The organism is Gordonia sputi NBRC 100414 (genome assembly GCF_000248055.1).
Taxonomy (GTDB): Bacteria; Actinomycetota; Actinomycetes; order Mycobacteriales; family Mycobacteriaceae; genus Gordonia; species Gordonia sputi.
Window position 1 is genome coordinate 1 of the sequence record NZ_BAFC01000054.1, and the last position, 21,063, is coordinate 21,063.

Consider the following 21,063-nt stretch of genomic DNA (forward strand, 5'->3'; position numbering starts at 1 on the left):
CCAGCCCCGTTCAAGATCACGTCATCGAGCTATTCCAACGAACTGTGAATGCGTTGCCTGCCGGAACGGCCGCCGATTCCTCCCGCTTCGGCGGGTGGGGCACCACCGTCCCCTGCGACGACAATGCCACGTCAAAAGACGCACCCGTGAACTACAGTGACTCCCGCGACCTCAAACTCCCGCCTGGATCTGACTACAGCGCGGCCGTCGCCCGCGTCGGGGACATCTGGACCTCTTGGGGTTGGAAAGTTATTGAGCGAGAAGACTTTACGAAGCCCAACCGGTTCGCCGAGGCACCCGATGCCTTCAAGTTGCAGATCGAGCTCAACAACGCCAACTACCCGCCAATCGTCACGGCTAGTTCGCCCTGCTTCAGCGGAAGACTTGTCGATTGGAATGTGCCCATGCCGGCCGTCATCGCGCACAAGAATCGGTAAGACGAAACAGTGTGGTGCGATGCGCTTTTCGGCGTCATACGAACCGAGGACTCACAACGGCACCCAACTCGGCCACCACGGCGGCGCGCCATGTGGGCACAGGTCGTACAGCACCCCCGCCTTGTCGTGCTGCCAAGCAACCACCGACCAAATCACAAGCAGCGCAAGGCCTGCCGACACGATCGGTGCTAGCGCCGCCACCCAGAAACTCGCTCGTGTAGCCAGAAGTGCGTAGCTCGACCAGCAGAGAACCAAGGCCGCCAGGCCCGTCAGTGGGGCGTAGACAACAATTCCAGCGGCGCGACTCGGATCCCAGTCGCTAACGCTGCAGGCCGCCCACACCGCAGGAAGCAACCAAAACACGGCAACTCCCGCGCCGACAGCCAGGAGTGGAACCCAAAGGACGCCAAAGCGGCGCAACGTGATCATGCGCCCGGCCGTGACCAAAGCAGTTCGGCCGACCTACTCCGCCCTCGTCACCAACGACAGCAGGACGCCGGTCATGGTGTCGACGGACAGCACGTGCTCGCCCTCGCGCCCGACGTACTCGAGCGAGAGTCCGTTGATCAGCGCCAGAACGAGCACGGCGGCGTCGAGCGCAGGCACCCGCAGTCGCAGGTGTCGAGCAGCCACGACCTCTTCGATGTTCGCCGCGAGCGACTCGGCGAGCTGTGCCCGCGCGGCGGTGTAGTCCTCGAGCAACTGCGGGTCGCGATCGACCTCCGACCGGAACTCCGCGAACACCACATTGGTCCGGTACGTGTCGCGGATCTGTTTGAGGATCATCAGCGCCAGGAAGCGCATGTCCGTCTCGGGGTCGGCGCTCTCCGACGTCGGCACCAGCGCGGGTGCCGTGAAGCCCGTGGCCCGCTCGGTGAACACAGACGACGTCAGGTCCATGAACAACGCGCCCTTGCTGGCGAAGTTCGAGTACACCGCGCCCTTGGAGTAGCCCGCACGCCCCGCGATCATCTCCAGCGACGCGTTGGCGTATCCCCGCTCAAGGAAGACCTCGCGCGCAGCGGCCCTGATGTCGGCTTGGACGTTCGCGCGGCTGGGCCGCCGTTTGGGTTGGTGCTCGGCGTCGGCTCCGGCGGTTGTGGAAGTGGAGCTTGACGATTCCGCAGTCATCGGGACATTATCAATCACGGCTGCCAGTACCAGCGGTATCGAGAAGTGGAGATTCACTCGAGTACGTCGGGGGCGTCGACGAGCTACCCAACGGGCACGTCGACGTCACGAGACCTCTTCTCGATACCGCGTCTGGGCACCCTCGTCGTCGGAGTGATAGTTGCTGCGCCGCTGCACGATGAATCCGGCCGCGACGATGATCACCGCCGAGATCGCGGAGAAGATGATCGCCTGCCTCTGGTCGTTGTCGAAGACCATCAGGATCAGCACGGCCAGAATGAACAGCATCACCACACCGGTGAGGTACGGGAACAGCCACATCCGCACCGGCGGCCGGTGACCCTCCGCGCGCAGCACGCGGCCAAGCCGCCACTGGCTCGCCGCGATCGTCAGGTAAACGAACAGGGCGATCGCACCGCTCGTAGCGAGCAACCACGCAAAGATCTTGTCCGGCAACACATAATTGCCGACCACCGCCAAGAATCCGACGACCATCGACATCAACACCGCAACCCACGGCACTCCCTTCGGCGTCAGGCTGCGCACCACCTGCGGGGCGTCGTGCCTGGTTCCCAGGGAGAACATCATGCGCGACGCCGTGTACAGCGCCGAGTTCAAACACGACGCAACGGCCGTCAGGATGACGATGTCCATGATGATCTTCGACCCCGGAATCCCGATGGCCTGCAACACCGACTGATACGAACCGTTCTCGAGTTTGTTGTAGGGCATCAGCGCAACGACGACGAAGATCGACCCGATGTAGAACAGCGAGATCCGCCAGATCACCGAGTTGACCGCCTTGGTGATGCCGCGCTCGGGATTCGGCGATTCCGCGGCGGCGATAGTCACGATCTCGGTGCCCATGAACGAGAACATCGTGATGAGCATGCCCGCGATCACCGCGCCGAATCCGTTGGGCATGAACCCATCCGGCTTCCACAGGTGACTGACACCGCTGACTTCTGAGCTCGGAATCCACCCGAAGATCGCCGCGACGCCAACGAGAATGAACGCCACGATCGCGACGACCTTGATCAACGCGAACCAGAACTCGAACTCACCGTAATTGCCGACACTCGCGAGGTTGGTGATGGTCAGCAGCAGTGTCACGGCAAGCGCCCAGATCCACTGTTGACCACCGACGAGGTCGGTCAGGATCGCGGCTGCGGCCGTCGCCTCGACCGGTATGACGAGCACCCAGAACCACCAGTAGAGCCAGCCGACGGAGAAACCCGCCCACCGGCCGAGCGCGCGGTCGGCGTACACCGAGAACGATCCGGTGTCGGGGTTCGCGGTTGCCATCTCACCGAGCATCCGCATCACCAGCACCACCAGGGTGCCGGCCAACGCGTAGGAGATCAGCACGGCCGGACCGGCCTTCTCGATGGCGTTCGCCGAACCGACGAACAGGCCCGCGCCGATGACGCCGGCGATCGAGATCATGGTGATGTGCCGCGGCTTCAGATTCGACCCCAGCGAGGTGGGCGCTTCCTCGGTGGAGCTGTGTGACTCGGTGGTTGCCATCGTTGTACGACGTCCCTTCAAAAACGGTATTGACCCGATGTGGTGCGGGTGCTGCTTGTGGCGGTACGGCCCGATGTGTGCGGGCATGTCAGTTACCGACGCTTAACCCTACGGAAGGCCCCGCGACTCCACTGGAAAATGCGGCAACGTCGCGAATGTCCGAATCATCGCAGTACGCCCCATGTTTCGAACGCGGCGAGAGCAGCGTCGCCGGTGTTCCACAGCGCGTTGATATCGCCGACGGCGGCGTCGTGAGTCCGACGATCCTGCAGCGCCAACCCGTTGCCGAATGTCAGCACGTTGTATCCGACGTCGGCCGCGCGCAGCATCGGGCCCGTCGCCTTGCCGGCGCCGACGAGCCGGTCGAGTCCCTCCCCGAAGAAGTAGAAGCGGAACGTCGGCCCGAGGTCGACGTGATAGGCACGATTGGTCTCACGGACGATCGAATCACCATGTGCGGCAATGGCATCGACCAGTCTGAAGTAGTCCGACGCATCGTCGGCCGTCGTGCGCGCATCCGCGGTGGCATACGCGAGGTCGACGGTGATGTGCGCGTTGTATCCGCTGAGCGCGGCGCGTTCACCGGAGACGCTGCAGGTGCCCGTCAACTCGAAGTACCGCTGCCAGTGTGTCGGCACCGAGCCTCCGGAGAACTCGGCGTGCGTTGCGTCGAGAAAACGGTTGAGCAGTCGCAGACTGATCACGGGCGCCCAGCGCGGGTTATGGAACGTCGACGGCTGCCGCTGGAGCGGCATCACCGCGTCGCGCTCGACCGCCGCCAATCCGAGGGCGAACAACCCCCTCCGGTCACGGTGCGCGGTCAGAATGTCGGTGATCTGCCACAGCCGACCCACCTGACGTTCCAGGACCGGAAGTGCCGTACCTGGCGACGCGTCGGCAGTGTCCGACAGTTCGACGATCCGCCGCACCTCGTTCGCCGACAGCGGGCTGCCGCACGCCCGTGAAACATCAGCGACCGTCGGCGCCGCGGCTGCCACACCCGCTCCGGTCATCCCACCACCGGCCACCGCCAGCGCGACGAGCATTCTGACCAGCGCAAATCTGGGTGCGACCATCATCTGATGCTAAGCGCGGCGTCGCTCGACGGCAGCGCTTGCGACAAACCTGCAAGCCAAGTGCGGTTCTGTGCTCAGAGCACAACAGTCCGACGAAAGTCTGGTGCGCGGGGCCGTTCTCGGTCACACGGACAGCTATTAGTGTTCTGGCTCACATCCACCTAGTAGAGGACCAATTCAACGTGAGCGCACCGTCGTATTTTCCCTGGGAGCTGGCCCATCGTGCAGCCGCACCATGCGTCCGCGACGACCACACCGAACTCGACTACGCGAGCTTTGCCGCCAGAGTCGACGCCGCAGCCGAGCAGTTCGACGCCCTCGGAGTCCGACGCGGCGACGTCGTCGCGACGTTCCTGCCCAATCGCGTCGAACTTCTCATCGCGATCGCAGCCGCCTGGCGCCTCGGTGCCATCGCAACACCGGTCAATCCGGCCTTCACCGCGAGTGAGGCGGAGTATCAGCTCGACGATTCGGGTGCCCGCCTCGTCCTCGTAGACGACGACGCGCTGCCCGCCACGTCGGACCGCAGCCTCCTCCACGTCGACGACCTCGCCACCGCCGCCTCGTCGTGGACACCCCCGGAGCCTCCGCAGATGTCCGACGACGCGCTGCTCATCTACACGTCGGGATCGACCGGCCGCCCCAAGGGTGTGCGTCTGGCCCACGACAATCTGCATTACATGGCGTCGGCGATGAAAGAGCTGATGTCGCTGACGCCCGCCGACCACGCGCTACTGGTGCTGCCTCTGTTTCACGTCAACGCCATCTGCGTCAGCTTCCTCGCGCCGGTCCTCGCCGGCGGCCAACTCACCATCACCGGGAAGTTCTCGCCGTCGCGCTTCTTCACCGACCTGCACACCCTGTCGCCGACGTACTTCTCGGCCGTCCCGACCATCTACGCGCTGCTCGTCTCCCATCCCGACGTCAGCGCAGAAGCCTTCGAATCGTTGCGCTTTGCGATCTGCGGCGCCGCCCCGATCTCGAAGGAACTGCTCGATCACGTCGAGTCGACGTTCGGCGTTCCGATCCTGCAGGGCTACGGACTCACCGAGGGCACCTGCGCGTCGGCGTGCAATCCCCTTGACGGACAACGGAAGTCCGGAACTGTCGGACCTGCCCTGCCCGGCCAGACCATCCGTATCGTCACCCCCGACGGCGCCGACGCACCGACCGGCGAACCCGGCGAGGTACTCATCTCCGGGCCCAACGTCATGCGCGGCTACCTCAACCGTCCCGACGCCACCGCCAGCACCGTCGTCGACGGCTGGCTACACACCGGCGACGTCGGAACCCTCGACGCCGACGGGTATCTCACCCTGGTCGATCGCATCAAGGACATGATCATCCGCGGTGGAGAGAACCTCTACCCCAAGGAGATCGAGAACGCACTCGCCACCCATCCGTCGGTGCTCGAGTGCGCGGTGGTCGGAGCCCCCGACCCCATCTACGGCGAGGTACCGGTCGCGTTCGTGGTCGCCTACCCGGACCAGCCGGTCCGCGAGGCCGAACTGACCGACCATGTCGCCTCGATCCTCACAAAGGCCAAGCGGCCCAACGAGATCAACGTCGTCGAGCAGCTGCCCCGCAACCCGGTCGGCAAGATCGACAAACCAGGACTACGACGCCAAGTCCGCGAACCCCAACCAACGTAAACCCAGCCAACGTAGAACCCCAGCCAACGTAAACCCAACCCGCACAACACAGTCCGAGCGCCCGACCACGTCGTCGGTCGATGGCGCCTGCCCGAGAACCTTCAGATAAGGAGAACACCATGGGTCTCGTACAACCCGACTTCCCACCGGTCGACCCGGAAACCTTCCTCGACAAGCCATTCTTCGACCGAATGCGCGTGCTCAGCACGCACTGGGCCGAGTACGGATTCGGTACACCCAAGATGCTCCAGGTCATCTACCTGGCGAAGATCCTGGTGCTCTACCTGGGTATCGGTCTGAGCATCGCGACCTTCACCTCCGGTCTCAACGTGCTGCACGTGTCGCAGTGGTGGAACGAGCCGATCATCTACCAGAAGGCCATCCTCTGGACGCTGCTGGTCGAGGTGCTCGGCCTCGGCGGCTCCTGGGGCCCGCTCGCAGGCCACTTCAAGCCGATGACCGGCGGGTTGCTGTTCTGGCTGCGCCCGCAGACGATCCGGCTCCCACCGTGGCCCGGCAAGGTGCCGTTGACCAAGGGCGATTCGCGCACCGTGTTCGACGTCGCGATCTACGCACTACTTCTGATCACAACCGTTGTCGCACTGGTGCTTCCGGGTGTGCAGTCGAGCTGGCTCAACGCTGAGGCACCCACCTCGCACGGCCTGGTCAACCCGGTTCTGATCTACCCCGTGATCGCACTGCTGGTCATCATCGGTCTGCGCGACAAGGTCATCTTCATCGCAGCGCGTGGTGAGCAGTACCTGCCGGCTCTGATCTTCTTCGGCATCCTGCCCTTCGTCGACATGATCCTCGCGCTGAAGCTGCTGATCGTCACGGTGTGGGTCGGCGCAGGCGTTTCCAAACTGGGACACCACTTCTCGATGGTCATCCCGCCGATGATGTCGAATACGCCGTGGCTGACGATCAAGGCCCTCAAGCGCGCGAACTACCGCAACTTCCCCAACGACCTTCGACCGTCGAAGGTCGCAGGCGGTATCGGTCACGTGCTCGGCACCATCGTCGAAATCGCGACGCCGTTGGTCCTGCTGTTCTCGACCAACAAGTGGCTCACACTCGCCGCGGTGGTGTTGATGGTGGGCTTCCACCTGTTCATCTTCTCGACGTTCCCCCTCGCGGTGCCGCTCGAATGGAACCTCCTGTTCGCCTACGCAGCGATCTTCCTCTTCTGGGGCCACCCGGCATGGGACGGCTACGCACTCACAGATACGACGATGCCGTGGGCAATGGTCCTCATCGCCATCGCGCTGTGCTTCTTCCCGGTGCTCGGCAACCTGCGCCCGGATCTGGTGTCGTTCCTCCCGTCGATGCGGCAGTACGCAGGCAACTGGGCGTCGGCCACCTGGGCATTCGCACCCGGCGCCGAGGAGAAGCTGGAACAGCACATCGTCCGGTCGTCGCCCAACACCCGTACGCAGCTGATGGCCACGTACCCGCCCGAGGTCGCCGACGTCGTGATGCATCAGATGCTCGCATGGCGGTCGATGCACAGCCAGGGTCGCGCGCTGTACTCGCTGATGAGCCGCCACCTCGGTGAGGACATCAACACCTACACCCTGCGCGAAGCCGAGTTCGCCTGTAACTCGTTGGTGGCGTTCAACTTCGGCGACGGACACCTGCACGACGCGAAGATGATCGCCGCCCTGCAGCGACGCTGCAACTTCGCCCCGGGCGAGTTCCTCGTCGTGTGGATCGAGTCGCAGCCCATCCACAAGAGCATCCAGGAGTACCAGGTGATCGACGCTGCGCTCGGTGTCATCGAGCGGGGTACGTACCGGGTCAGCGATGCCATCGCCGAGCAGCCATGGCTGCCCAACGGGCCGATCCCCATCAACGTCGAATGGACGCTCGACGTTGACGCGGCCCGCGCGTTGACTGATCCTGAGGTGATGACCGAACCCAAGATGCGCGGTGCAGGCGCGCAGGAACAGGTGTAGCCGGTGACCTCAGCGGTCATAGTCGGCGGCGGGCCCAACGGGCTCGCCGCCGCCCTGCACCTCGCCCGCAACGACGTCGAGGTCACCGTGCTCGAAGCCGCCGACACCGTCGGCGGTGGCGCGCGGTCGGGGGAGCTCACGCTCCCCGGTGTCATCCACGACCACTGCTCGGCGTTTCATCCGCTCGCCGTCGGATCGCCGTTCTGGCGAGACGTCGGACTCGAGCAGTACGGACTCGTGTGGCGGTGGCCCGAGATCGATTGCGCCCACCCGCTGGACTCCGGCGAGGCAGGCCTGCTCTACCAATCCATCGACGAGACCGCCGCGGCGCTCGGAGAGGATGGTCGACGCTGGCGCCTGTTCTTCGGTGATGTGGCAAGCGGATTCGACGACCTGTCCGCCGATCTGCTGCGCCCGATCATCAATATCCCTCGGCATCCCCTGCGGCTGGCCGCATTCGGGCCGCGGGCGCTGCTTCCGGCGTCCGCCGTCGCACGTGTGTTCCGCACACCGCGGGCGCGGGGGCTGTTCGGAGGTATCGCCGCGCACGCGTTCAACCGCTTGGACCGTCCGATGACCGCGTCGCTCGGCATGATGATCGCCGCGAGCGGTCATCGCTACGGATGGCCTGTGGCAGAAGGGGGTTCGGGGGCGATCATCGACGCCGTGGTGTCGGCGCTGCGCTCGTACGGCGTCAAGATCGAGACCGGTGTGCGGGTCAGCGCCCGCACCGATATCCCCGACGCCGAGCTCGTCCTCCTCGACCTCTCACCCGAGCAGGCTCTCGCCATCTACGGCGACGAGATGCCGTCGAGGATCGCGCGTTCGTATCGGCGATACCGCGTCGGATCGTCGGCGTTCAAGGTCGACTACGCGATCGACGGCGACATCCCGTGGACCAACCCGGACTGCGGTCGTGCCGGAACCGTGCACCTCGGCGGCACTTTCGACGAGGTGGCCTCCACCGAAGCCAGTCGCGCCGGCGGTGTCATGGTGCCGAATCCCTTTGTGCTGCTGGGTCAGCAGTACGTCGCCGACCCCACTCGGAGCGCCGGCAACGTCAACCCCGTGTACGCCTACGCCCACGTTCCCAAGGGGTACGAAGGCGACGCCACCGACCTCGTCACGCAGCAGATCGAGCGCTTCGCACCGGGCTTCCGCGACCGGATACTCGCTACGCGCAGCACGGGAACCCGCCAATTGCACGACTACAACGCCAATTTCGCCGCGGGCGACATCATCGGCGGTGCCAACGACGGGCTGCAGATGCTGATGCGACCACGCACAGCACTCGACCCGTACTGGCTCGGCGTCGACGGCGTGTACCTGTGCTCACAGTCGACGCCGCCCGGCGCCGGAGTGCACGGACTGTGCGGTGTCAATGCCGCGACGGCGGCACTGAAAAGGCTGGAGCGCAAGCGGTGAGTGCCTCGTTACCTGGTCTGCCACTGCACGATTCGCAGTTGCCGCCGTCCATCACGCCCGAGATGCGCGCGGCAGTCGCGCAGGTGGGTAAGCGGTTGCGGGAGAACGAGTCCGAGATCGTTCGCTATCTCACCGCGTTGATGGCCCGCGATATCGACCAGCTCGATGTCGATCCCGCACTGGTGGAGATGCTCGAAGCCAGTGTGCACGGCAACGTGTCGACGATCCTGCATGTGCTGAGCAACGACATCCCCGTCGAGCACCTCCAACCGACGACTGCCGCGGTCGAGTACGCGCTGCGCCTCGCCCAGCGCGACGTACCGTCGAACTCATTGGTACGTGCGTACCACATGGGGCAGAACGAGATGCTGCGCATCATCTTCGGCTACGTCGACGAGCTCGATCTCTCCAAGCACGAGAGCCTCGTGGTGATGCGTCGAATCTCCGACGTCGTCTCGCAGTACATCGAGTGGATCACCCTCTACGTGTTCCAGGCCTACGAGGACGAGCGTCGACGCTGGATCGGCGCCGAGGGCAACGTCTTGTCTTCGCGCATCCACGAGATCCTTCGGACGCCCGACGTCGACGCCGACTCCTTCGAGCGCGAGTCCGGCTATTCCCTCGACCAACATCACGTCGCGGTGATCATGTGGTCGGATGACGAGGGCTCGAGAGATCTCGCGGTCCTCGACCGTGCCGCGCGGATGATGGCCACCAAGCTGTTTCCCGAGGGGCCACCGCTGATCACCGCGATTGATCGCACCACCGCCTGGGTCTGGCTGCCGCTGGGGCGTAGCAACCGCATCGTGGAGACGTCCGACGTCGCGCAGCGGGTGACCCTGCCGGCAGGCGTGCGCGTGGCGTTGGGACTCAACGCCTCCGGCATCGCCGGTTTTCGACGCTCCCACGAGCAGGCGCTCGCGGCGTGGGGTCTCGCGACGATGCCCGGCAGTCTGGTCGCCGACGTCGTCGGGTTCGGCGACCGCGGAGTGGCTGTGGTGTCGAGGCTGGCCCGCGACCTCGAATTCACCCGCGCGTGGGTTCACGAGATCCTGGGCGCGCTGTCCGAGGACTCACCGAACGCCGCCGCACTCCGCGAGACGCTGTCGGTCTACTTCGCCACCGGCGAGAGCCACCTACACACCGCCGAGAAGCTCAACCTCCACCGCAACACCGTCAAGTACCGCGTCGACAAAGCCATGCGCGACACCCGCACCACCGACCGCCTCGACCTCGCCCTGGCCCTGACCGTGTGCGAGTTCCTCGGCACCGAGGTGCTGGCCCAGGACTGACGTCGACCGGGCGCTAAATACCGCCGACTGGGCGCTCTATCTCGCCGACTGTGCGCTAAATCCCGTCGACCGTGCGCCAAATCCCGCCGACTGTGCGCTCTATCTGGCCGACTGTGCGCCGACGGTCAGCCGACGAGGTGGTGGTCGCGGCGCTGCTGGGCCCACGGATCGTCGACGCGGCTCGCCGCGACCCCGGCGCGGTCGCCGGACTTGAACGCGACCAGGATGCCAAGGCACACGCCGACCACGCCCGCGACGAGAGCGGCAATGACAACCTGCTCGATCCGCGGGTAATACACGGCAACGGTGATCGACGCCGCGACCACAGTCAGAAGGCAGACGGCAAACCCGACGACCCGGGGGACGGTCGTCGTGGATCCGCGGTGGGGGTCGGGTAGCAGCACGGCAGCGCCGACGATGAGCAACGTCGAGATCGCGACATCGCTGGGGCGGTGCCAGCCCGCCGCCACGAGGCCGAAGTCGATGATCGCCGCCCAGGTTCCGCCCAGCGCGGCAACCCACGGACGTAGTAGTGGGGGAGCGGCCAGAGTCACCGCAACGACCAGCGCCGCGATCGCGGCGGCGTGTCCGCTGGGCGCCGAGTTGTTGGTCTCCGCGATCCAGTCGTGGAAACGCGGGCGGTACGTGCCGTCGCGCAGAGCACGGATGAGAACGATGGTGACCGGCGGAAACAGCAGAAGCGTGGCGGCCGTCGCGATCCGTGATCCGACGCCGCGCTGGCCGCGTTCAGAAGGCAACACCGCACCGAGCACTACGAGCAACACGACGATTGCCGCACCGATGACCCAGGTCAAGGGATTCGAGACGACGCTCATAGACAGCCAGTACGGCACCTGCGTCGCGGCCGGGAGTTCACGCCCGTACTCCAGGAGCCGCTGATCGATGACCTGTCCCGCCGATGTCCGCACCGCGAAGACGAAGATGCCTCCTGCTGCGGCGAAAGCCAGGAGCGCTGCCAGCACAGCACTGACCACATACCCAAGGGGTCGGCGGCCACGTGTCTGGCGCACGGCGGACAGAGAACTCACCGGGTCACCGTATCGGCAGAACCTGGGAGAAATCTGGGATGCGGGCGTGGCGAGTCGCCGCTGTTGATCAATTCGTGTCTGTGGATGACGGAATGGTCGCGGCGAGACAGCCGTAGCCGCTTCGTTTCACACGAGTAGACAAAGTGTCACACACGTCAACGCACTTGTCATTCAGCCGAAACACACGCCGGGTCTCATATAAGGGAACGAAGTCCACTCACATGAAATCACCACGAATCGTCGATTAAATCAGGCGAAACGGAGTGAACCGGACTTTCCCCATCAGAATAGGAGAAACAATGTCGATCGACAGCACGAGCGCCCTTGAGTTCCGCGTCACGCCGGGTGCCTGGGAGAACCTCCCCAAGATGCCCGACGCCGAGTACCCCGGTACCGAGGGCTTCATCGGCGATGTCTACGAGAACCCCGACGGCAGCGAGATGTGCAGCGGGTACTTCGAACTCCGCCACACCGACTCGCCGCTCTACTACGAGTACGAGTACGACGAGATGAAGGTCGTCCTCGAAGGCGAGTTCCTCCTCGAGAACAAAGAAACCGGACAGAAGACCGTCGCAAAAGCCAAGGACGCCATCTTCTTTCCCAAGGGCTCCAAGATCTACTTCAGCACCCCCGACTACGCGCTCGCGTTCTACGCTGGCCAGCGCGATTCGACGCTCCTCTAGAACGATGTCGCAGCTCGCATACTCGAGCGTTCCGGCCTGGGCTCGCACGCTGGGTGAGGCCGCACCGCTGAGCACTGACCTTCCCGACGCCACGGGCAGGGAGTACGTGCTCATCGGTGTGGGCGATCCCCATGCGCAGCCCGCGGCCGGCACGCCGTCGGCCGTCGACATGGTGCGCGCGTGGGCACATGCGCTGTCTCCAGAGGTCCGACGATCCGTGCTCCTCGGTGATCAAGCAGACAGTCTCGCCGGCCAGCTTCGAGAAACACTGCGCGACAGCACTGTTGGTGTCCGCGTCGTGATCACCGGACCTGCCGGCTCGTGTCTGCGCTTGCGCGCCACCGCGATCGACGCTGGACTCGAGGACGACGAGATCAGCGTTGTCCCCGTCGGTTCCGGTCCGGTCGACGTCTTCTGCTCACACTGTCGCACCACGACCCGCACGGTCGCGGCCATCGACGACGTGATCTCGTGCGACGGCTGTGCCCGCGACCTCCTTGTCTACTACCACGTTTCCCGACGCACCGGCGCCTTCCTCGGCTTCATGGTCGACGCCGAGACCGCCGAACCCCCAGGAGTCCCGCGATGACAGCACTTGCGGATGCCGACGCCGCGCCCGCCACGCCGCCAACAGCGCCCCGGTCGACGACGCTGATATTGACGGTGACGTCGATCACCAACAGCGCCAACGGGATACGGACGATCACGCTGGCACACCCGAACGGCTCGGCACTGCCCGGATTCGTCCCCGGCAGTCACCTCGTCGTCGCGGCAGGGACACATTCCAACGCCTACAGCCTCGTCTCCGACGGCGCGAATCCCACCGAGTACACCATCTCGGTGCTCTTCGTCGAAGAGGGCAACGGCGGTTCGCGATGGCTGCACGACGAACTCGTCGAGGGCGATCAACTCGAAGTCCGGCCTCCCCGAAGCGCATTCGCCCCCGCTGCCCGCGCCGCGAAACACCTGCTCGTCGCAGGCGGAATCGGGGTGACGCCCATCGTGTCACACCTCCGCGCGGCAGCGAGGTGGCAGCGAAACGTGCAGGTGCTCTACGCATTCCGCCCCGGCTACGCCGCACACGTCGACGATGTGTCCCAACTGGCCGGATCCCAAGCCGAACTCTTCACGACGCGGGCGGAGTTCTCCACGAGACTCGCCGCGACACTCGAAGAGCAACCGGTCGGGACGCATCTGTACGTCTGCGGTCCCGCCGGCTTCATCGATCACGTCCTCGACGCGGCAACCGCTGCGGGCTGGCCGTCGTCGCGTCTGCACTCCGAGCGGTTCGGCATCGACGCGCTGGATGCGGGAGATCCGTTCCGCGTCAAACTCACTCGCAGCGACCGCACACTCGACGTTCCGTCCGGGATAAGCCTCCTCGAAGCACTCGAGGCGAACGACATAGCTGTCCCCAACCTCTGCCGTCAGGGCGTGTGCGGCGAATGCCGGATCGACCTGTGTGGCGGAGACGAACCCATCCATCGCGACCTGTTCCTCACCGATGACGAGAAGAAGTCGCGCACCGCCATCATGCCCTGCGTCTCACGCGCAGGTGCCGGATGCACCCTGGAGGTATCGCTGTGACCACGGCCCCGGTCCGACGAGAGACGACGACCCCAGATCTTCTCTCCGCCTTCCCATTTCCCTTTGTCGACGACATCTACCGGTACAGCACCAACGTCGAACCCGCCAACCAACAGGTGATCACACCCGCCGGCCAGTGGGGAGATTCGGTCGCCGTCATCGACTCCGAGTATCGCAACGAACTCGCCGAACGCGCCGCGGTCCTCGATGCCGACCCGACCCGACGAGCGGTCCTACCGCACATGCGACCCGCCGCCTGGGACGCGCTCATGACCATGCTGCGCGAACTAGCGCACGCCTACCCCGACACCATGCATCTGACGTCGGTCGGACACGACGAATGGCATTGGCGCAACGACCTTCTCGACGACGAGCGCACCTTCCGCTACGGCGAGGAAGCGAGCCTGGGCGACGACCCGCTGCACTACCTCTCGACTCAGGTTCAAGAAGACATCGCCCTTCTCGACCAGCGCGACGACCAGCTCTTCGTCGATGCGGGCGTCATCACCTTCGCCGCCGACTGGAGTTTCGGGTTCGACGTCGGGATGAGCTTCCTGGAGATCCACGGCCCGGTCCCGCGGGTGCGCAAGATGGGCGTCATCACGCGCGCACACGAGTTCCTCAAGCGCCTGCAACCACACGAACCGTATCGCCGTACCAATTGGACGATGACCATCGGACGTCGCCTCGACGTCTCCACAGAGCGCTACCCCGAGTGGGGCCCGGATCGCGAGATGATCCAACATGTCGACGACGCCGAGTTCGGACGTCTCGTGCACCTGCGCGTCGAGGTGCAACACCTCATTCGACTCCCCGATTCCGGCGCGATCATGTTCGTGATCCGCACCTACCTGTTGCCACTGGAGGCATTGGCAACGGTCGAACCGTGGCGGACTCGCGCCGCAGAGGTCTTCGCCGAGCTCCCCGACGACATGGCCGACTACAAGGGCATCATCAAGTACCGCACACGTGCGTCGGAGTGGCTCCGCACGCACGCGGGTCACCAGCCCTCAGCCGACGACAACATGACTCCCACAACAGAACTCGACGCCACGCAAGACATCGCGACAGAACCTACTCACGGCCTGCCCGAGTGGCCGTCGCGACCACCAGAGGTCGACGCCGCGGGATCGGAGTTCCTCATCGTCGCAGCCGGGGCCGCCGACGAGACCGCGCACACCGCACGCGCCTGGGTGCGCACCGCCGAGAGCATCGGCCCGACACGCCTGCTCGTGCTCGACTCACTGACACACGACGACGACCGAACTTCGCTGATCGACGCCCTGGCCGCAACCCACACGGGCGCAAGGATTCTGGTGACCGGGGGCCAGTACGACGTACTCACCGCACTGGCACTAGCACGCGAGTCGGGTGCGATCGCCGACGAACTCGCGGCGTTCGTCACCGACACGACCGATCTCCCGGTGTACTGCGCACACTGCCGGGACACGTTCCGTGGGGTAGGAAGTCCGGGCGGCGTCGTCGAATGTCCGGGCTGCACAAGACGTCTGGAGATCCATGAACACCACTCGGCGTCCCGTGGCAGCTTCCTTGCTTCGGCCGTCGACGCCAGGGACCTGGAGGCACTCTCATGACGATCACGGCGGCACCCGCCCACCTACATGACGGCTATCAGACCGGAGCGCGCACGATGCGAGTCGTCGAGGTTCGACCTCTCACCGACGCCATCACCCACTTCCGCTTCGCGCCCATTGACGGGACGCTGACCTCGTATCAACCAGGTAGCCACCTGATTGTGCAGGCCGGTGCCACGCGTAACGCGTATTCGCTTGTCGACGACGGAATGTATCCCGACTCGTACGGAATCTCCGTGTTGCGCAAAGACACCGGGCGAGGTTCGCAGTGGTTGCACACCAACCTCGTCGAGGGTGAACTGATCGAAATCGAAGGTCCGCGACCGATGTTCGCGCCTGTCCTCGACCAACATCGTGCTCTGCTCGTTGCTGGCGGTATCGGCATCACGCCGATCCTCTCGCACGCCCGTGCCGCAGCGCGAGAAGGTCTGCCGGTGGAGGTCGTGTACTCCTACCGACCGGGGCAGGGCGCACATCTCGACGACCTGCGAGTGCTCGCTGATCTCTCCGACGTGACTGTCTACGAGGCGACCAGTGTCGACGAGACAATCGAGCTCCTCACCAAACGACTTGCGGCCCAACCGCTGGGGACTCACGCCTACGCCTGCGGACCCGCACCGCTACTGGACTCATATACGCGGCTGGCATCAGCCGCAGGCTGGCCGGCAGCGCGCGTCCATCTCGAGCGATTCACCGCACCCGAGCAAGACCCCGGCGATCCCTTCACGGTGAGCTTGGCCGACGGCACTGCGATCGACGTGCCGCCCGGCGTCTCCCTGCTCGAACGATTACTCGACAACGGTGTCGACGTCGGCAACATGTGCAGACAGGGCGTCTGCGGGGAGTGCCGCATCCCCGTGCGCGCCGGCGAGATAACCCACCGCGATTACGTGCTGTCCGACGACGAGAAGGCGGCGGGCGACGCGATGCTCTGCTGCGTCTCGCGCGGCGCAGGCGACTTGGTCCTAGACGTAGCCCGACCCGCCCCGCCCAGCTGATCGACCCGCCCACCGTTGATCGAGCCGACCACCGCTGATCGAGCTTGTCGAGATCACCCACCCGCTGACCGAGCCCCACCCCGCTGACCGAGCCCCATCCGCTGATCGAGCTTGTCGAGATCACCCACCCGCTGACCGAGCTACACCCCGCTGATCGAGCCGACCACCGCTGATCGAGCTTGTCGAGATCACCCACCCGCCGACCGACCCGACCACCGCTGATCGAGCTTGTCGAGATCACCCACCCGCTGACCGAGCCCCACCCCGCTGACCGAGCCCCATCCGCTGATCGAGCTTGTCGAGATCACCCCAGCCCAACCCGCCCAACCGATTTCGAGGTGACCACATGACACTCACCGCAGACCAGTCCCCAGCCCACGCGCCGACCGGCGCGGCGGCCGACTTTCTCGCGCAACCCGTCGACCACCTGTCGAACATCCCATGGCCGTTCCCCGACGAGCTCGAGGAGTTCAACTACTCCGTCAACGTCGAGCCGGCCCGTGTTCCGCGTAGAACGCGCGGAGGGGAGTGGGGCCGCAACCTCGTCGACCTCGGCGGCGCCGAGTACACGTCGATCATGGCCGAGCGCAGGCGAATACTCGACGCCGATCCGTCTCGCGTGCGTATCCGACCCGGCATGGAGATCGCGTGCTGGGATCTGCTGCTGTACTACCTACGCGACCTCGCGCTCGCCTACCCACAATTCATGCACCTCGCCGAACTAGGGTCCGGCCGATTCCATTGGCGCAACGACCTTCTCGGCACCGACGCAGAGTTCACCCTCGGCGACGCGGCAACACTGCCCAGCGGACCGATGGACTTCCTCGCCCGTGAGGTTCCCGACGACCTGCTCCTGGTAGTCGAACGCGACGGCCGCCTGTACTTCGACGCCGGTGTCGTGACCTTCGCCGCGGCCTGGTCGGTGTCGTTCGACGTCGGCATGGACATGTACGAAATACATTCGCCCGTACCAGGTCTGATCCGTGACGGCATCGTCGCCCGAGCCGAGCAGTTCCTGCGGAGGCTGCCCGCCGACCAGGTCTACCGTCGCGTGAACTGGACCCTCTCGGCGTCGGACTCGCACAAGCTCGACGTCAGCCTCGAGGAGCTTCCCGAGTGGGGCCGCGACATCCCGGCTATGGTACGGGACAAGAACTTTGGCTCGGCGCGCTTGCGCATCGAGCTCGAGCACTTCATTCGACTCCCGATGTCGGGAGCCGTCACGTTCAACATCCGTACGTTCATGGCGTCGCTCGACGAGGTGCGACGTATCCCCGCGTGGTCGGCCCAGCTGGCCACCGTCATCGAGACCCTCGACGAGCGCATCGCCGCGTACAAGGGCTTCCTCGACTACCGCGACGACGTTGTCGCATATCTCCGCCAACCCGCCTAACCCGCTGATCGACCCCACCCTTCGCTGATCGACGCCCGCCGCTGATCGAGCTTGTCGAGATCACCCCACCCACCGCTGATCGAGCCTGTCGAGATCACCCCACCCACCGCTGATCGAGCTTGTCGAGATCACCAACCCGCTGATCAACCCCACCACCGCTGATCGAGCTTGTCGAGATCACCAAACCCGAGGACCTGCCATGGAACAACTTGCCGCCCACGCGGATCTGTCGTGGATGCTCGCCGCATTCGTGTTCGTTCTGCTCATGTTTCCCGGGCTCGCCTTCTATTACGGAGGCATGCTCGGGTCGCGCAATGTGCTGAACATGATGACGATGGTGCTCATCACCCTCGGCATCACCAGCGTGCTCTACGTCGTGTACGGGTACGGCCTCGTCTCGGGGCCGTCGGTCAACGGATGGGGGCTGATCGGCAATCCTGCCGAATACATCGGGCTCCTGAACTTCCAAACCGATGACGGCTCCGGGGGAACCCAAGTCCTTTACTACGCAGCATGGTTCATCCTGTTCGCCGCGATCACCGTGGCGATCGTGGCCAGCGGCGCGGCTGGCCGCATGAAGTTCTCGGCTTGGCTCGTCTTTGTGCCGATCTGGTTGACGCTGGTCTACTTCCCGGTCGCCCACTGGGTATTCAGCGCCGACACCGACGACGCCAAGGGCGGCTTCCTGCTGAACAAGATCGGCATACACGATTTCGCGGGCGGTACTGCGGTGCACATGAATTCAGGTGTCGCAGCGCTTGCGCTGGCACTCGTGCTCGGTGCACGCCGTAAGCGCATGGAGCGCCCACACAACGTGCCGATGGTCCTTCTCGGTGGCGGCATCCTGTGGTTCGGCTGGTTCGGTTTCAACGGCAGCTGTGCCCTGGGGGCGACCTTCTTGACCCAGTTCGTCATCCTCAACACGCTGCTGGCCGGTAGCGCCGGCATGATCGGCTTCGCCATCATCGAGAGGATTCGTGAAGGCCACGTGACATCGTTGGGTGTCATCACCGGCGCGATCGCCGGGCTCGTCGGTATCACCCCGTCGGCCAATGCGGTCAATTCGATTGGTGCACTCTGCGTGGGACTGCTCGCGGCCGGCGTCGTCGCATTCCTGATGAGCATCAAGTCTCGGTTCAAGGTCGACGACAGCCTCGACGCCTTCATCGTCCACGGCATCGGCGGCATCGTCGGAACGTTTTGCATCGTGCTCTTCGCGGCGTCCGCCGCACCCGCAGGTCTGACGGGCATCCTCTTCGGTGGCGACTTCGGTCTCCTCTGGCGCGAACTCGCGGGCATCGTGATCACCTGCACGTTCTCGTTCGTGATGACCTGGCTCATTGCGAAGGCCATCGACAAGACGATCGGCCTGCGCGTCGACGCCGAGACCGAGACGCTTGGCCTCGATGCCACCATCCACGCCGAGACCGCCTACGAGATCCCCGCGGCAGGCGTCGGGCACGCTCAGGGTGGCTTCTCCGGTATTCATCCCGAGCGGGCCGCAGAGAACATCGAGCGCGAACTCCCCACTGCCACAACCACACAACCGGCTGGCGCCACCACAGCGACGTCATCCTGAGCAGTCCTCGACCGTGAGAACGCCCGTGAGTGCGGAACGAGCCGCACACTCACGGGCGTTCTGCGTCCCGGAGTCGGGTCTGCCGACTGTGCGCTCCATCCCGCCGAGCGTGCACCCGCCTCATCCCGATACCACGACCTCACGCGGGCTTAACGCAACCGCAATACCCGAAGCGTCTACTGGGACTAGACAAAGGTTCATACGAGTAGACATACTGGATTCACTCCCACCCGAACTCCCGGAGCAACCATGACTGACACCCAGACCCTCGCCGAGCTCTGCGAGGCCAACAACACCAAGTTCATCCTCGCCATGTTCGTCGACCTTCGTGGCAAGCCATGCGCCAAGCTCGTTCCGGTCGAGGCCGTCGACGAATTGGCCACCGACGGAGTCGGTTTCGCCGGCTACGCCGTGGGCGCGATCGGCCAGGAGCCCAAAGACCCCGACCTGATGGCCATCCCCGACGTCTCGTCGTTCCTCCCGGTGCCCTTCATCAAGGAGGGGCTGGCCATCGTCCACTGTGATCCCTACGTGCTGGGCAAGCCGTGGCCGTTCGCTCCCCGCAACATCCTCAAGTCGCTGATCGCACAGACCGCCGACGCCGGCTTCGAGCCCTGGGTCGGCGCAGAGGTCGAGTACTTCCTGCTCAAGCGCGACGCCAGCGGCTCGCTGATCACCGCAGACGCGGCCGACGACTCCGACCGACCCTGCTACGACGTCCGCGGCCTCACCCGCATGTACGACCACCTCACCACTGTTTCGACGGCCATGAACCAGCTCGGCTGGAGTAACTACGCCAACGACCACGAAGACGGCAACGGCCAGTTCGAGCAGAACTTCGCCTATTCCGACGCGCTGACCACCGCCGACCGCGTGATCACCCTGCGCTACCTGCTCTCCACCTTCGCCGCCGAGCGCGGCATGGTCGCTACCTTCATGCCCAAGCCCTTCGCCGAACGCACCGGTTCCGGTCTACACCTTCACCTTTCGCTCACCTCGGCCGGAAACCCGGTGTTCCCGAACGCAGCCGACGACGATGAGCGTGGCCTCGGCCTCTCAGCGCAGGCATATGGATTCGTCGGTGGCATCCTCGAGCATGCTCCCGCCCTGCAGGCCGTGATGGCACCAACAGTCAACTCCTACAAGCGAACTGGTGCCACCGCGACCCGATCGGGCGCATCGTGGGCACCCCGAGTCCCCACTTACGGCGGCAACGACCGCACCCACTACGTCCGCATCCCCGACGAGCAGCGCGTCGAACTACGCGGCGGCGACGGCTCGGCCAACCCGTACCTGGCCATCGCGGCGGCGCTCGGCGCGGGACTCGACGGCATCAAGCGCAGCCTCGACCCCGGCGCGCTCGGCACCTGCCCTAAGCACATCTCTTCACTGCCGCTAACCCTGCTGCACGCCGTCGAAGCGCTCGAAGCCGACGCGGTCGTCACAGCGACGCTCGACGCCGCGATCCCCGACGAGTGGCCCGCCGACGCACAGACCGTCTCGCAGTACTTCTCGCACCTCAAGCGCGAGGAGTTCTTCGCGTGGCACTCCGCCGTCTCGCCCTGGGAGGTCGACCAGTACCTGACGGCCTTCTAGACCACCCGCTGATCGAGCCGACCACCGCTGATCGAGCTCCCCACCCGCTGATCGAGCCGGCCACCGCTGATCGAGCTTGTCGAGATCA

At 65.0% G+C, this 21,063-nt stretch carries 17 protein-coding genes; 13 read left to right on the forward strand and 4 right to left on the reverse strand.

Translation table 11 applies throughout. From position 1 onward, the window contains the following. Positions 1-437 (forward strand): hypothetical protein (locus tag GOSPT_RS23855; RefSeq protein WP_039855358.1); only part of this gene is annotated, 437 nt, incomplete at its 5' end. A gap of 462 nt (positions 438-899) precedes the next feature. On the opposite strand, the gene GOSPT_RS08940 is transcribed toward GOSPT_RS23855, so the two are convergent. From GOSPT_RS08940 to GOSPT_RS08950, 3 genes are all read right to left on the reverse strand, one after another. After that, entirely contained in the window at positions 900-1,568 is a 669-nt protein-coding gene (locus tag GOSPT_RS08940) for a TetR/AcrR family transcriptional regulator (RefSeq protein ID WP_005205355.1), read from the reverse strand. Between the two features lie 105 nt (positions 1,569-1,673). Beyond that, positions 1,674-3,095, reverse strand: coding sequence for an amino acid permease (locus GOSPT_RS08945; protein ID WP_005205357.1), 1,422 nt, complete (start codon positions 3,093-3,095; stop codon positions 1,674-1,676). A 164-nt stretch (positions 3,096-3,259) separates the two neighbouring features. Continuing rightward, positions 3,260-4,141, reverse strand: a complete 882-nt coding sequence (locus tag GOSPT_RS08950) for a DUF5995 family protein (RefSeq protein ID WP_005205359.1) — start codon at positions 4,139-4,141, stop codon at positions 3,260-3,262. A 212-nt stretch (positions 4,142-4,353) separates the two neighbouring features. Between GOSPT_RS08950 and GOSPT_RS08955 the strand changes: the two genes are divergently transcribed. The 4 genes from GOSPT_RS08955 to GOSPT_RS08970 all read left to right on the forward strand — a co-directional run bounded on the left by GOSPT_RS08955 (position 4,354) and on the right by GOSPT_RS08970 (position 10,495). Further along, on the forward strand, positions 4,354-5,823 hold the full coding sequence (locus tag GOSPT_RS08955; protein ID WP_005205360.1) for a class I adenylate-forming enzyme family protein: 1,470 nt from the start codon (positions 4,354-4,356) through the stop codon (positions 5,821-5,823). 119 nt (positions 5,824-5,942) lie between these two features. After that, on the forward strand, positions 5,943-7,778 hold the full coding sequence (locus tag GOSPT_RS08960; RefSeq protein WP_005205363.1) for a DUF3556 domain-containing protein: 1,836 nt from the start codon (positions 5,943-5,945) through the stop codon (positions 7,776-7,778). Positions 7,779-7,781: 3 nt separating this feature from the next. Next, the gene (locus GOSPT_RS08965) at positions 7,782-9,203 is read left to right on the forward strand and encodes a phytoene desaturase family protein (protein WP_005205365.1); all 1,422 of its coding nucleotides are present in this window, start codon (positions 7,782-7,784) and stop codon (positions 9,201-9,203) included. Next, positions 9,200-10,495, forward strand: a complete 1,296-nt coding sequence (locus GOSPT_RS08970) for a PucR family transcriptional regulator (RefSeq protein WP_005205368.1) — start codon at positions 9,200-9,202, stop codon at positions 10,493-10,495. Before GOSPT_RS08965 ends, GOSPT_RS08970 begins: the two co-directional genes overlap by 4 nt. Positions 10,496-10,620: 125 nt before the next feature. Here GOSPT_RS08970 and GOSPT_RS08975 read toward each other — a convergent pair whose 3' ends face one another. Then, the gene (locus GOSPT_RS08975; protein ID WP_039855360.1) at positions 10,621-11,544 is read right to left on the reverse strand and encodes a phosphatase PAP2 family protein; all 924 of its coding nucleotides are present in this window, start codon (positions 11,542-11,544) and stop codon (positions 10,621-10,623) included. 299 nt (positions 11,545-11,843) lie between these two features. Here GOSPT_RS08975 and GOSPT_RS08980 point away from each other — a divergent pair, with 299 nt between their 5' ends. The 8 genes from GOSPT_RS08980 to glnT all read left to right on the forward strand — a co-directional run bounded on the left by GOSPT_RS08980 (position 11,844) and on the right by glnT (position 20,975). Continuing rightward, positions 11,844-12,227 carry a cupin domain-containing protein gene (locus GOSPT_RS08980; protein WP_005205373.1) on the forward strand — a complete coding sequence of 128 codons (384 nt, stop codon included), beginning with the start codon at positions 11,844-11,846 and terminating at the stop codon, positions 12,225-12,227. Positions 12,228-12,231: 4 nt separating this feature from the next. Beyond that, positions 12,232-12,816 (forward strand): dimethylamine monooxygenase subunit DmmA family protein, encoded by a 585-nt coding sequence (locus GOSPT_RS08985; protein WP_005205375.1) that lies wholly within the window; start codon positions 12,232-12,234, stop codon positions 12,814-12,816. Then, a complete protein-coding gene (locus GOSPT_RS08990) occupies positions 12,813-13,814 on the forward strand; it encodes a PDR/VanB family oxidoreductase (RefSeq protein ID WP_005205377.1) in 1,002 nt (333 codons plus the stop codon). Before GOSPT_RS08985 ends, GOSPT_RS08990 begins: the two co-directional genes overlap by 4 nt. Continuing rightward, positions 13,790-15,409, forward strand: coding sequence for a heme-dependent oxidative N-demethylase family protein (locus GOSPT_RS08995; RefSeq protein WP_051993793.1), 1,620 nt, complete (start codon positions 13,790-13,792; stop codon positions 15,407-15,409). The genes GOSPT_RS08990 and GOSPT_RS08995 overlap by 25 nt, the downstream gene beginning before the upstream one ends. Beyond that, positions 15,406-16,407 carry a PDR/VanB family oxidoreductase gene (locus tag GOSPT_RS09000; protein ID WP_005205382.1) on the forward strand — a complete coding sequence of 334 codons (1,002 nt, stop codon included), beginning with the start codon at positions 15,406-15,408 and terminating at the stop codon, positions 16,405-16,407. Before GOSPT_RS08995 ends, GOSPT_RS09000 begins: the two co-directional genes overlap by 4 nt. Before the next feature lie 346 nt (positions 16,408-16,753). After that, on the forward strand, positions 16,754-17,800 hold the full coding sequence (locus tag GOSPT_RS09005) for a heme-dependent oxidative N-demethylase family protein (RefSeq protein WP_005205384.1): 1,047 nt from the start codon (positions 16,754-16,756) through the stop codon (positions 17,798-17,800). A 199-nt stretch (positions 17,801-17,999) separates the two neighbouring features. Next, positions 18,000-19,379, forward strand: coding sequence for an ammonium transporter (locus GOSPT_RS09010; protein WP_005205386.1), 1,380 nt, complete (start codon positions 18,000-18,002; stop codon positions 19,377-19,379). Between the two features lie 249 nt (positions 19,380-19,628). Further along, positions 19,629-20,975, forward strand: a complete 1,347-nt coding sequence (glnT, locus tag GOSPT_RS09015; RefSeq protein ID WP_005205388.1) for a type III glutamate--ammonia ligase — start codon at positions 19,629-19,631, stop codon at positions 20,973-20,975. Positions 20,976-21,063: the final 88 nt, after the last annotated feature.